13 protein-coding genes are annotated in these 12,070 nt (G+C 72.1%); 7 read left to right on the top strand and 6 right to left on the bottom strand.

All coding sequences use genetic code 11. The features are described 5' to 3' along the window. Positions 1-93: 93 nt before the first annotated feature. Together AS594_RS12070 and hisN are read right to left on the bottom strand one after the other, a co-directional pair. Positions 94-507 carry a CBS domain-containing protein gene (locus tag AS594_RS12070; protein ID WP_069927032.1) on the bottom strand — a complete coding sequence of 138 codons (414 nt, stop codon included), beginning with the start codon at positions 505-507 and terminating at the stop codon, positions 94-96. Between the two features lie 188 nt (positions 508-695). Beyond that, positions 696-1,490, bottom strand: coding sequence for a histidinol-phosphatase (hisN, locus tag AS594_RS12065; protein ID WP_069927031.1), 795 nt, complete (start codon positions 1,488-1,490; stop codon positions 696-698). A gap of 160 nt (positions 1,491-1,650) precedes the next feature. On the opposite strand from hisN, the gene AS594_RS12060 reads away from it, so the two are divergent. Beyond that, complete coding sequence (locus tag AS594_RS12060; protein ID WP_069927030.1) at positions 1,651-2,328, top strand: TetR/AcrR family transcriptional regulator; 678 nt, start codon at positions 1,651-1,653, stop codon at positions 2,326-2,328. On the opposite strand, the gene AS594_RS12055 is transcribed toward AS594_RS12060, so the two are convergent. The 4 genes from AS594_RS12055 to AS594_RS12040 all read right to left on the bottom strand — a co-directional run bounded on the left by AS594_RS12055 (position 2,294) and on the right by AS594_RS12040 (position 6,026). Then, complete coding sequence (locus tag AS594_RS12055) at positions 2,294-2,617, bottom strand: DMT family transporter (RefSeq protein WP_069927029.1); 324 nt, start codon at positions 2,615-2,617, stop codon at positions 2,294-2,296. The genes AS594_RS12060 and AS594_RS12055 overlap by 35 nt on opposite strands. A gap of 89 nt (positions 2,618-2,706) precedes the next feature. Further along, complete coding sequence (rsgA, locus tag AS594_RS12050; protein WP_069927028.1) at positions 2,707-3,717, bottom strand: ribosome small subunit-dependent GTPase A; 1,011 nt, start codon at positions 3,715-3,717, stop codon at positions 2,707-2,709. A gap of 15 nt (positions 3,718-3,732) precedes the next feature. Beyond that, the gene (aroA, locus tag AS594_RS12045; RefSeq protein ID WP_069930464.1) at positions 3,733-5,076 is read right to left on the bottom strand and encodes a 3-phosphoshikimate 1-carboxyvinyltransferase; all 1,344 of its coding nucleotides are present in this window, start codon (positions 5,074-5,076) and stop codon (positions 3,733-3,735) included. 236 nt (positions 5,077-5,312) lie between these two features. Next, a complete protein-coding gene (locus AS594_RS12040) occupies positions 5,313-6,026 on the bottom strand; it encodes a M50 family metallopeptidase (RefSeq protein WP_069927027.1) in 714 nt (237 codons plus the stop codon). Positions 6,027-6,075: 49 nt separating this feature from the next. Here AS594_RS12040 and AS594_RS12035 point away from each other — a divergent pair, with 49 nt between their 5' ends. The 6 genes from AS594_RS12035 (at position 6,076) to AS594_RS12010 (ending at position 11,990) form a co-directional block, all read left to right on the top strand. Then, positions 6,076-6,891, top strand: coding sequence for an SOS response-associated peptidase (locus AS594_RS12035; RefSeq protein ID WP_069927026.1), 816 nt, complete (start codon positions 6,076-6,078; stop codon positions 6,889-6,891). Positions 6,892-6,945: 54 nt separating this feature from the next. Continuing rightward, positions 6,946-7,578: an alpha/beta hydrolase family protein gene (locus tag AS594_RS12030; protein WP_069927025.1), complete on the top strand. Its 633-nt coding sequence runs from the start codon at positions 6,946-6,948 to the stop codon at positions 7,576-7,578. Between the two features lie 308 nt (positions 7,579-7,886). Beyond that, positions 7,887-8,549 carry a sigma-70 family RNA polymerase sigma factor gene (locus tag AS594_RS12025; RefSeq protein WP_069927024.1) on the top strand — a complete coding sequence of 221 codons (663 nt, stop codon included), beginning with the start codon at positions 7,887-7,889 and terminating at the stop codon, positions 8,547-8,549. Continuing rightward, positions 8,546-8,872, top strand: a complete 327-nt coding sequence (gene rsrA / locus AS594_RS12020) for a mycothiol system anti-sigma-R factor (protein ID WP_069927023.1) — start codon at positions 8,546-8,548, stop codon at positions 8,870-8,872. The genes AS594_RS12025 and rsrA overlap by 4 nt, the downstream gene beginning before the upstream one ends. 141 nt (positions 8,873-9,013) lie before the next feature. Then, positions 9,014-10,447: an HD-GYP domain-containing protein gene (locus tag AS594_RS12015; protein WP_069927022.1), complete on the top strand. Its 1,434-nt coding sequence runs from the start codon at positions 9,014-9,016 to the stop codon at positions 10,445-10,447. Positions 10,448-10,745: 298 nt separating this feature from the next. After that, positions 10,746-11,990: an HD-GYP domain-containing protein gene (locus tag AS594_RS12010; protein WP_107357941.1), complete on the top strand. Its 1,245-nt coding sequence runs from the start codon at positions 10,746-10,748 to the stop codon at positions 11,988-11,990. Positions 11,991-12,070 lie beyond the last annotated feature (80 nt).

Raw genomic sequence — 12,070 nt, 5'->3', positions numbered from 1 at the left:
GGAGTCCGGCCCTCCTTCGCGCTCCGCTCGGCCGCTCAGCTGCTCGGCTGCTCGGCTGCTCGTGTCGCTGGGGCGCTGGGTCGCCCGTGTCGCTCAACCCACCAGGGCGTCCGGTTGCGACCGTTGCTGTCTGCGGCCCGGCGCCCAGCAGCGGATGATGTCGCGTACGGAGACGACGCCGACGGGCCCGGTGCCGTCCAGCACGATCAGGTGCCGGAAGCCGCCGTGTGCCATGGCGTCGGCGGCGTCCTCCAGCGTCCAGGACGGCGCCGCGAAGACGACGTCGGTGGTGGTGTGGGTGCCGGCCGTTTCGAGGTCGGGGTTCTGGCCCGACCCGACGGAGACGAGGATGTCGCGTTCGGTCAGAATGCCGACTCCGCCGGCGTCGGTGTCGAGGACGACGGCCGCCCCGACGCGGCGCTCCGCCATCAGACGGGCTGCCTGGCGGAGTGTGTGGGCGGGGCCGATGGTGAGGACCACCGTGCTCATGGCGTCACGGACGAGCATGGACAGAGCCACCTCCTTGGTGAAGCGGTTGTCGAGAGCACCGCGCTACGAGAACCGATTCACAAGTTCACAAGTGGGGGGACTGTCAGAGTGGCAGGCGGGCGGGAAGGCAACAAGAGGGCGCGGGAGGCGTATCGCGTGATCATTTGCCCCCGCGCGCCGGTTTCCCGGGCGCGGGGGCGGAGCCGCTAGTCGCGGAGGTAGTTCAGCATCTCCTCGTGGAGCAGGCCGTTGGACGCCGCGGCGTTGCCGCCGTGCGGGCCCGTCACTCCTTCGAGGCTGGTGAAGACACCGCCCGCCTCCTGGACGATGATCGCGTTCGCGGCCATGTCCCAGAGCGAGAGCTCGGGTTCGGCGCAGATGTCCACCGCGCCCTCGGCGACCATCATGTACGGCCAGAAGTCGCCGTAGCCGCGCGTCCGCCAGCAGTCGCGGGTCAGGTTCAGGAAGCCGTCGAGCCGGCCCCGCTCCTCCCAGCCGCTGAGCGAGGAGTACGCGAAGGACGCGTTCTCGATCCGGTCGACCTTGGACACGTGGAGCCGGGTCGCGGAGGTGAGGCTGCGCCCGGTGTACGCCCCGCCGCCCTTCGCCGCCCACCAGCGGCGGCCCAGCGCCGGCGCGGACACGACGCCCATCACGGGCTGGAAACCGTGCTCGCCGGCTTCCATGAGGGAGATCAGGGTCGCCCACACCGGTACGCCGCGCACGTAGTTCTTCGTACCGTCGATCGGGTCGACCACCCAGCGGCGCGGGCCCGTTCCCTGGAGCCCGTACTCCTCGCCCAGAACGGCGTCTCGCGGCCTGCCGCGGTGCAGGTGGCTGCGGATCAGCTCCTCGGCGGCCTTGTCGGCCTCCGTCACCGGTGTCATGTCCGGTTTCGTCTCGACCTTGAGATCCAGAGCCTTGAAGCGCTCCATCGTCGTGGCGTCCGCGGCGTCCGCGAGGACATGGGCAAAGCGCAGATCATCGTGATAGTCGGGCATGACTGAACAGTATCGACCGTGTTGTGCGCGAACCACACGGTCTCGCTGTGCGGGCGCGGTCCCCCGTCCGCGCGCTCCCCGCACCGCCGCCCGGGCGCCATTGACAGTGCCCCGCGGCGCGTCAACTCTGAAAGCGGAGCAGAGCCGGGGAGGCGACGCGATGGCCACAGCTCGACAGGCCCTGCTGGACGCCGCCCTCACCGCGCTCGCGCGCCGCCCGTGGTCCGGTGTGCGGATGGTGGACGTGGCCGCGGCCGCCCGGGTCTCGCGGCAGACCCTCTACAACGAGTTCGGCAGCAAGGACGGTCTCGCCCGCGCGCTCGTGCGGCGTGAGGCGGACGGGTACCTGACCGGTGTGGAGCGGGCGCTGGCGGGGCGGCCGGCGGGCGTCGACGACCGGCTCGTGGCCGTCGCCGAGTGGACCGTCGGCGCCGCCCGCGCCAATTCGCTCGTCCGCGCCCTGCTCACCGGCTGCTGGGGCGAGTGGCTGCCCGGACCGGGCCCCGCCCGCTACGTCCTCGGGACCGCGGTGTCCCCGGTGCCTGCCCAGCGCCGCGCCGACGCCGGCTCGCCGGGAGCCGCCGAACTGGTCGCGGCCGTACGGGAAAGGTCGCTCGCCGCGCTCGGCACGGGTCGTACGAAGGAAGAGGCGGCGGTCGTCGCGTACCGCTGTGAACTGGCCGTCCGTCTCGCACTGTCGTACGTCGTGGCACCCGCGGCGTCGGGGGACGACTTCGCGCGGATACTGCGGACCGCTCTGGGCGGGGCGGCGGGCGGGACGGCGGGCGGCGGCGGTCCGGGGCTCAGTGGGCCGAGCCCGAGAGCTGGAGGCCGATGACGCCGATGATCACCAGTGAGATGGAGATCAGCTTGAGCGTGGAGACCATGTCGCCGAGGAAGATCATCCCGTAGATCGCGGTGCCCGCGGCGCCGATGCCCGTCCACACCGCGTACGCCGGCCCCACGTCGAGCCTGCGCAGCGCCAGCGTCAACAGGCCGAAGCTGCCCAGCGCGAAGGCGCAGAACGCGACCGTGGGCCAGAGTCTGGTGAACCCGTGGGATAGCTTCAGGCAGACCGCGAAGCCGGTTTCCAGCAGTCCCGCCACCATCACCAGCAGCCACGCCATGGTCGGTTTCCTCCAGCGTCGGTGACTGCTTCGTCTGACTTGGTGGATTATGCCCCCATTGAGGGCCCGCAGACGTAAACGCGGCGTGATCAGTCGCCTTCGCGCCGCTCCCGCGTCGCGAGCAGACGGCGCAGCGAGTCGAGCCTGGCCGGATCGGCGTGACCGTCGGCCACCCACTGGTCCAGCGCGCACTCCGCCTCGTCGTGGCTGCAACCGCGCGGGCAGCCCTCCGTTCCCGGTTCGAGGTCGGGGAAGGCGAGGATGACGCGTGAGGGATCCACGTGGTTCAGCCCGAAGGAACGGACACCGGGCGTATCGATCACCCAGCCGTCGACCCCCGTGAGCGGCAGCGCGAGCGCCGACGTGGTGGTGTGCCGGCCGCGGCCGGTGACCGCGTTGACCACGCCGGTCGTACGCCACAGGTCCTCCGGCACCAGCGTGTTGACCAGCGTCGTCTTCCCGACGCCCGAGTGGCCGACGAACGCCGTCACCTTGTCCTGGAGGTGCTTGCGCACCAGCTCGGTCGCCGCCCCGTTCGCCAGGTCCTCGCGGCTGGTCACGATGTACGGGACGCCGAGGGGACGGTAGGCGGACAGCAGCTGGTCCGCCGGCGCCAGGTCCGACTTGGTCAGTACGAGGAGAGGTTCGAGCCCGGCGTCGTACGCCGCCACCAGGCAGCGGTCGATCATGCGCGGGCGCGGCTCGGGGTCGGCCAGGGCCGTGACGATCGCCAGCTGGTCGGCGTTGGCGACGACCACCCGCTCGAACGGATCGTCGTCGTCGGCGGTACGGCGCAGCACCGAGCGGCGCGGCTCCACCCGGACGATGCGGGCCAGGGTGTCCTTGTCGCCCGTCAGGTCGCCGACGATGGCGACCCGGTCGCCCACGACGACGGACTTGCGGCCCAGCTCGCGTGCCTTCATCGCGATGACCGTACGGTCGTCGACCAGGCACGTGATGCGGCCCCGGTCGACGGTCAGGACGAAGCCCTCGACGGCGTCCTCGTGCTTGGGGCGGGTATGGGTCCGAGGCCGGTTGCCCTTGCGGTTGGGGCGGATCCGGATGTCGTCCTCGTCGGGGTTCTTGCCGTAGCGGCGCATGTCGTCAGGGCCCCGTCAGTTTCCGTCGAGCATTCCGGTCCACATCTGCGGGAAGTCGGGCAGTGTCTTCGCGGTGGTCGCCACGTTCTCGATCTGTACGTCCTTCACGGCGAGCCCGATGATCGCGCCCGCCGTCGCCATGCGGTGGTCGTGGTACGTGTGGAAGGTCCCGCCGTGCAGGCGGCGCGGCCGGATGCGCAGGCCGTCCTCGGTCTCGGTGACGTCGCCGCCGAGGGCGTTGATCTCACGGGTGAGAGCGGCCAGCCGGTCGGTCTCGTGCAGCCGCAGATGCGCCACGCCGCGCAGGACGGACTCGGAGTCGGCCAGGGCGGCGACCGCCGCGATGCCCGGGGTCAGCTCGCCGACGTCGCCGAGGTCCACGTCGATGCCGTGGACCGTACCCGTACCGGTGAACGTCAGACCCTGCTCGGTGAGCTCGCAGGAACCGCCCATCTCGGTGAAGATCTCACGCAGCGCGTCACCCGGCTGGGTGGTGCGCTCCGGCCAGTCGGGGATCGTGACGCGGCCGCCGGTGATCAGGGCCGCGGCGAGGAACGGCTGCGCGTTGGAGAGGTCGGGCTCGATGGTCAGATCGCGGCCCAGCAGGGCGCCGGGGGAGACCCGCCAGACGTTCGGCTCGCCGCCGGACTCCGGGGTGTCGACCTGGGCGCCGACCGCGCGCAGCATGTCGACGGTCATCAGGATGTGCGGCATGGACGGGAGGGTGGCGCCGGTGTGACGCACCTCCACGCCCTGGTTGAAGCGCGGCGCGGACAGCAGGAGCGCGCTGACGAACTGCGAGGACGACGACGCGTCGATGTCGACCGCTCCGCCGTCCAGCGCGCCGCTGCCGTGCACGGTCAGCGGGAGCGCGCCCCGGCTGTCGTCGTCGATACGGGCGCCGAGGGTGCGCAGGGCCTCGATGACGGCGCCGAGGGGGCGTTCGTACGAACGGGGGTCGCCGTCGAAACGGATGTCGCCGTCGGCGAGCGCCGCGACGGGCGGCAGGAAGCGCATCACGGTGCCGGCGTTGCCGACGTCGACCGTGGCGGGGCCGTGCAGCCCGGCGGGGATGACGCGCCACGCCTCGCCCGAGCCGTTGAGCTCGGCGGTGGCCGACGAGCTGGACGAGACGGTCTCCTCGATGCCCACGCCCATGGCGCGCAGGGCGTCGGCCATCAGCAGGGTGTCGCGGGAACGCAGCGGGCGGCGCAGCCATCCGGGCTCGGCGGCGAGGGCGGCGAGGACGAGAGCGCGGTTGGTGACCGATTTCGATCCGGGCACGGTGACGGTCGCGTCGACGGCTTCGCCCGCGCGCGGGGCGGGCCAGAGGGCGGGGTGCACGGAGCTTTCGGTCATGGCCATCACTTTAGTGGTTCGCGGCGAACCCGGATCTTGATCAAATACGCTGAAACCGGGGCGTAACTCAGCGGTGTCCGTACGCCGACGGGCGGTAACAGCCGCCAACGGCACTCACGGCACTCACGGCACGCATGGCGCTCACCACACTCACGGCACGCACGGCGCTCACCGCACTCGTGACCCTCACCGCACTCGCGGCTCTCGCGCTCCGGGCAGCCGGCCGTCGGCGGCCCTCACAGCCCGAGCAGCCACCGGCCGCCGCCGAGCAGTGCGCACACCGACACCGTGTGGAAGAAGAGCAGCCACACCAGGGCCGGTACGTGCGTGAGTCGCGACAGCTGGTCGGCGTCCGAGTCCGGGGCGCCGCCGTGACGGCGCTTGGCCTGGAGCTCGAAGGCGGGCCGTACGCCACCGATGAGCATGAACCAGACGGCGGCGTACGCGAACGCCGCCTGCACCTGCGGCGTCGTCAGCCAGGAGATGAGGAGGAAGGCGGCGCCGGTGACGATCACGGTGAGGGCGCCGTACGCGTTGCGGATCATCACCAGCATCGCGAGCAGCAGGGCCGTCGCTATCCACAGGAAGAGCGTGATGCGGTTCGAGGCGAGCAGCCAGGCGCCGCCGATACCCAGGAGCGAGGGGGCGGTGTAACCGGCGGCGGCCGTGAGGATCATGCCGATGCCGGTCGGCCTGCCCCGGCTGACGGTGAGGCCGCTGGTGTCGGAGTGCAGTCGAATGCCGTCCAGGCTCCGGCCGGTGAGCAGGGCGATCAGGCCGTGACCGCCCTCGTGCGCGATGGTGATGGCGTTGCGCGCCACCCGCCAGACGGCGTGCGGGACGACGACGGCGAGTGCGGCGAGGGCCGTCGCGATCACGAGCCACTGGTCGGGATCCGGCTGCGTACCGAAGAGGCGGTCCCACAGGTCGCCGAGCTGGGTGGTGTCCATGTTCCGGGCGGCTCCTTGAGGTCTGGGCAGTCGTGGCAGTCTGGCACTTATGTGCGGACGGTATGCAGCGAGCCGGCGGCCCGAGGATCTCGTCGGGCTCTTCGATGTGCGGAAGTGGGACCCCAAGGAGGCGCTCGCCCCGGACTGGAACGTGGCGCCCACCAAGGAGGTCCACGTCGTCCTGGAGCGTCCTGTGAAGGACGCGCCGCAGGACGGTCCGGTTCGGCAGCTGAGGACGCTGAAGTGGGGGCTCGTCCCGTCGTGGTCGAGGTCGCCCGAGGGTGCGGCGCGGATGATCAACGCGCGGGCGGAGACGGTGCACGAGCGGCCGTCGTTCCGGCAGCCCTTCGCTTCGCGCCGCTGCCTCATTCCGGCCGACGGCTACTACGAGTGGGTCACCGGCGCGCAGGAGCGGCAGCTTGAGGAGGAGGGGAAGAAGAAGCGGCCGCGGAAGCAGCCGTACTTCGTTGCCCCGGCGGACGGGTCGGTCATGGCGATGGCCGGGCTGTACGACTTCTGGCGCGACCCGACGCTGCCGGAGGGGCATCCGCAGGCGTGGTGGGTGACCTGCTCCGTGATCACCACCGAGGCCGAGAAGTCGCCGCTGGCGGTCGCCCCGGCCACCGGGCCCGGCTCGCTGGCCGACATCCACCCCCGGATGCCGCTCATGCTGACGCGGGACCGGTGGGACGCGTGGCTGGATCCGGCCCGTACGGACGTCGAGGAGGTACGGGAACTGCTGGCGCCGCCGCCGGGCGGACTGATGCGGGCGTACCCGGTGGCCACGGCCGTCAGCAACGTGCGCAACAACGGGCCCGAGCTGCTGGAGGAGCTGGCGGCGCCGGAGGTGGAGACGCTGTTCTGAGGTGATGGGCGTGGGACTTTTGAGGACCCGGCGGCGCGGGCGCAGGATGGGCGCGTGACGCACAGCGAAACCGTGGAGACAGAGGCAGGCCGGGCGCGCATCACCTGGGCCGAAGCCGAGGCGCCCTGGATCGTCCTGGCCGTGAGCCACGGCGCCGGCGGTGGGATCGGGGCGCGGGACCTCCAGGGGCTCGCCGCCGCGCTGCCCCCGCTCGGGGTGACCGTTGCCCTGGTGGAGCAGCCCTGGAGGGTGGCCGGGAAGAAGGTGGCCCCCGCGCCCAAGACGCTGGACGCGGGCTGGCACGGGCTGTGGCCCGCGCTGGCCGGGCGGGGGCTGCCGGTCGTCTCCGGCGGGCGCAGCGCCGGGGCGCGTGTCGCGTGCCGCACCGCCGCCGGTCTCGGCGCGCACGCCGTCCTCGCGCTCAGCTTCCCGCTGCACCCGCCCGGCCGGCCGGAGAAGTCCCGGGCGGGGGAGCTGCTGGGCGCCGGTGTCCCCACGCTGGTCGTACAGGGCGGGAACGATCCCTTCGGCAAGCCCGCGGAATTCCCCGGCGGAGAGTACGAACTGGTGGAGATCCCCCACGCGGATCACGGGTTCGCCGTACCGAAGAAGGCGGGAAGCACCCCCGAAGAGGTGGTCGCGACGATCACGGACGCCGTCGGCGGCTGGATCGGCGGACTTCGCTGATCATCGGCGGACGCCGGGAATGCTGGTCATCGGCGACGCCGGGAATGCTGATCATCGGCGGACGCCGGGAATGATGAGCGCGGCACCTCTGTTATTGCGTGCGTCGACATACACCGCACGTACGTGGAGAGGGAGTCCGTCGCATGGGATCGACCATCTGCCCGAGCCGCTCGAACACCGCTGACCTGGAGTGGACGGTGCTCACCGCGGCCAAGACCGCCCCTCGTCGGGCGGCGGCCGGGCAGGATCGTCGTCTATCCTCCGATTCGAGCGGGTCCGCATTCGGCCCCGCCACGGCGTTGGAGGAGGTGGGTCCGGTCACTGGGACCGACACAGGGACCGACGACGGCGGCCAGGCGGCGGAGGAGAGCACCGTCGAACGCAACGCGCGTTTCGAGCGTGATGCCCTGGGCTTCCTCGACCAGATGTACTCGGCCGCGCTGCGCATGACGCGCAATCCGGCCGATGCGGAGGACCTGGTGCAGGAGACGTACGCCAAGGCGTACGGGTCCTTCCACCAGTTCCGTGAAGGTACGAATCTGAAGGCGTGGCTCTACCGCATTCTGACGAACACCTTCATCAACACATACCGGAAGAAGCAGCGGGAACCTCAGCGCAGCGGCGCCGAGGAGATCGAGGACTGGCAGCTCGCGCGCGCCGAGTCGCACATGTCGACCGGCCTGCGCTCCGCCGAGTCGCAGGCGCTCGACCACCTGCCCGACTCGGACGTCAAGTCCGCGCTGCAAGCCATCCCCGAGGAGTTCCGCATCGCGGTCTACCTCGCGGATGTAGAGGGCTTTGCGTACAAGGAGATCGCGGACATCATGGGTACACCCATCGGTACGGTGATGTCCCGGCTGCACCGGGGCCGCCGCCAGCTGCGCGGCATGCTCGAGGACTACGCGCGCGACCGCGGGCTGGTTCCGGCGGGTGCCGGAGAGTCGAACGACGGGAAAGGTTCGGGCTCATGAGCTGCGGAGAGCCGCACGAGACTGACTGCTCAGAGGTCCTGGATCATCTCTACGAGTTCCTCGACCACGAGATGCCTGACAGCGACTGCACCAAGTTCGAAGTGCACTTCGAGGAGTGCTCGCCGTGTCTGGAGAAGTACGGCCTCGAACAGGCCGTGAAGAAGCTGGTGAAGCGCTGCTGCGGCAGTGACGACGTACCGGCGGACCTGCGATCCAAGGTCATGGGGCGCATCGACCTGATCCGGTCGGGGCAGGCCGTCCCCGAGCAGGACGTCACGGCCACGGCGGCGCCCGATCTGCCGGCCGCCGCCCGCGAGGCGTAGCCTCCCCGCCCGCTTGTCACGAAGTCGGCCGATTATCACTCGAAGGTGCTAATCGGCCGCTTCGTCGTCTCCGGACCCGCTCAACTCGCTAGCGTGGCGCACGCATGGTGGCGGGCGGACCGGGACAACAGGAGCCAGCTGGTGAGAGCCCTTTCGGTGGCGGCGCGCGCGTACATCCTGTGCGTGCTGCTCGCGGCCGCCTGTTGTACGCTCCCCGCCCTGTGGCCGGGCGCCGGTGTCCCCTGGAGGACCGCCGCGCTCCTCGCGGCGCTCTGCGCGGGCTGCGAACTGCTCGGGCGCCGGCCCTTTCTCGTCAGCGCGGTACGGGTCGGCGCGGGCTCCTTCTTCCCGGTGCTCTTCGCCGCCGTACTGCTCCTGCCGCCTCCGGCCGCCGCACTCGTCGCCGTACCCGGCGCGCTCGTCGGCCATGTCGAGCAGCGCCCGCGCGCGGTCCGGCGGGTCTGGCGGGCGGCGCAGCTGGCGCTCGCCGCGTGGTGCGCGGCGCACATCTGCGCCCACCTCGACGGCGGCGCCGCGCTGGGAGGCGGCGCGGGCGGCCTCGGGCCGTCGCAGGCCGTGCCCGATTTTCCGTACGTCCTGCTGCCCGCCGGGGCCGCCGTCCTCGGGTTCTGCCTGGTCCTGACCGCACTCGACGGCGGCATCCTCGCCACCGCCGAGCGGCTGCCCGCGCGCACCGCCTGGCGCGGGCTGCTGCTGCGCTCCGTCCCGCCGCACTGCGTGCAGGGGCTGGCGGGGCTGATGACGGCGGTGCTCTGGCGCAGTCCGTACGGGCCGCTCGCCGCGCTCTTCGTGCTCCTGCCGATGTACATCTCCTGCTGGGTGTTCGCGCAGTACCACCGCGAGCGCGCCGCCCATCAGGCGACGATCCGCGCCCTCGTGCAGGCGGTCGACCTCAAGGACCAGTACACGCGCGGGCACAGCGAACGGGTCGGCCGGGCCTCCGTCATGATCGCGCGTGAACTCGGCATGGAGGAGGACCGCGTCGAGGGCCTGCGCTTCGCCGGAATCCTGCACGACGTCGGCAAGCTCGGCGTGCCGACGCGGCTGCTCCGCAAGGACGGACCGCTGACACCGGAGGAGCGTCGCGTCATCGAGCTGCATCCGGAGTACGGGCACGAGATGGTCCGGGGCATCGGATTCCTCGGGGAGGCGCGGGCGGCGATCCTGCACCACCACGAGCGGCTGGACGGAAGCGGTTATCCGTACGGGCTGGCCGGGGGGCAGATCCCGGAGTTCGCGCGGGTCGTCGCGGTCGCGGACGCGTTCGACGCGATGACGTCGACGCGGTCGTACCGGCGGGCGCGGCCGGTGGCGACGGCTGTGCGGGAGCTGGAGCGGTGCGCGGGAACGCAGTTCGACCCACGGATGGTGCAGGCGCTGACCAGGGCGCTGGCCCGCCACGGCTGGCACGTCCGGGTCACTTCGGACGAACAGACCGACCCGAGAGGAAACGTCCCGCCACCGCGTGGGGGCGACACGTCCGGTGCGGGCGAGGGGTCGGCCGCGCCCGCCGGTGCCGTGGGCCGGCCGCAGGCACCGGGCCGGTCCGAGTGAGCACGGCCGGCGTGGTGGCGTCCCGTACGCGCCCCGCGGGGATGCTGCCCACCCCGCCCGCTCCCGAACCGGGGCAGCCCTCGGGCCCCGGACACGCTCCGGGCATGTCCCCGAGCGCCGGACGGGCCGGCTGCCGCCGCCCGCGGCCACCGCGGGCCCGCAGGTGTTCGCCGGGCGTGGTCGCCGCGCGGCGGAGCCGGGCAGTGCCCCGGCGGGAAGGGCCGGCCGGGGGAAAGACCCCTCGGTGGACGGGGTGTGCCGGGTGAGGGGGCACAGGCCCGCCTGCGCCCTCGCGCTCGTGTACTGCGTCGCCGCCGCGGTCACCGCCTGGGCCCTCGGCGACACCCTCTGGCACGGGATCACCGAACCCGGCATCGCCCTCGCCTTCGGCGCGCTCATCACCGTCGGGGAGCTGTCCCGGTGGGGTGTACGCAGCGGTCCGGCCGCTCTGCCCGCCCAGCGCGAACCGGCCCCGCTCGGCGCGGCCGGGGCCCTGGCTTACGCCCTGCTCGGTCAGAACGCGGGTCAGCCCACCACCCACGGAGTCCTCCAGGTCGTCGCCGTGGTCGTCGCGGGCGCCCTCGCCGGCGCCGTGCCCCACGTCGCCGCCGGGCACGGGCCCGCCCTCGACCACGTCGTGCGCCGCGTCCTCACCGTCGCCTTCGCCGCCGTGTGCTTCCAGCCGCTCTACAACTCCGGACTGTGGGGCAAGTGGATCGGCCACGGCCCGTACCACGCCCTCCTCCTCGCCCTCCTGCTCGTGCTCACGGCCCTGTGCGACGCCGTCCTCGCCGCCGTCATGGCCCGCGCCCGTACCGGCTACCCGTACGGGCCGCTGCTCCGCGACGAGCTGCGGGCGCTGCTCGGCATCGGCTCGGCCGTCTGCGCCACCGGGGCCGTCATGGCGCTCGGCGTCGCCGTCGCCGGGCTCTGGGCGCTGCCCGTCTTCTGCGTACCACTGCTGCTCACGCAGCTGTCCTCCCGCCGGTACGCCGCTGTGCGTACGACGTACCGCCAGACCATCACCTCGCTCGCCCGCGCGACCGAGATCGCCGGCTACACCCCGCAGGGCCATGCCCGCCGCGTCGCCCAGCTCAGCCGCGCCGTGGGGCGTGAGCTGGGGCTTTCCGAGCCCGACCTCACGGTTCTGGAGTACGCGGCGCTGATGCACGACATCGGACAGCTCTCCCTGCTCGACCCGGTGCAGGGAGGCGCCACCGCCTCGCTCCCGCCCGCCGAGCAGCGCCGTATCGCCCTGCTCGGGGGAGCGGTCGTGCGCCAGACCGGAGTCCCGGCCGAGGTCGCCGTGGTCGTCGAGCGGCAGGCCGACCCCTACCGTGAGCAGCCGCTTTCCGCCCGTATCGTCCGCGCCGTCAACGCATACGACGATCTCTCGGGGGAAAGCGGAGGTGGACTGGGCGGGCCGCTCAGCGCCCTGGAGCAGCTGCGTCTGGGCACCGGCCGCGACTATCAGCCCGAGGTCGTGGAATCCCTGGCGCGTGTCCTGTCCCGGGGCGGTCTGACCCCGTCCCCACCTGGGTAACCCATGGGTAATGAGCGGCCCTCCGACCCGGCATGGTTGGATGCGAAGAAGAGGAACAAGAGGGCGTCCGGGGGGACTGA

The organism is Streptomyces agglomeratus, assembly GCF_001746415.1.
In the GTDB taxonomy this organism is placed as follows: Bacteria; Actinomycetota; Actinomycetes; order Streptomycetales; family Streptomycetaceae; genus Streptomyces; species Streptomyces agglomeratus.
The sequence above is the reverse complement of the archived record's forward strand: the minus strand, read 5'-3'. Positions and strand labels throughout refer to the sequence as shown.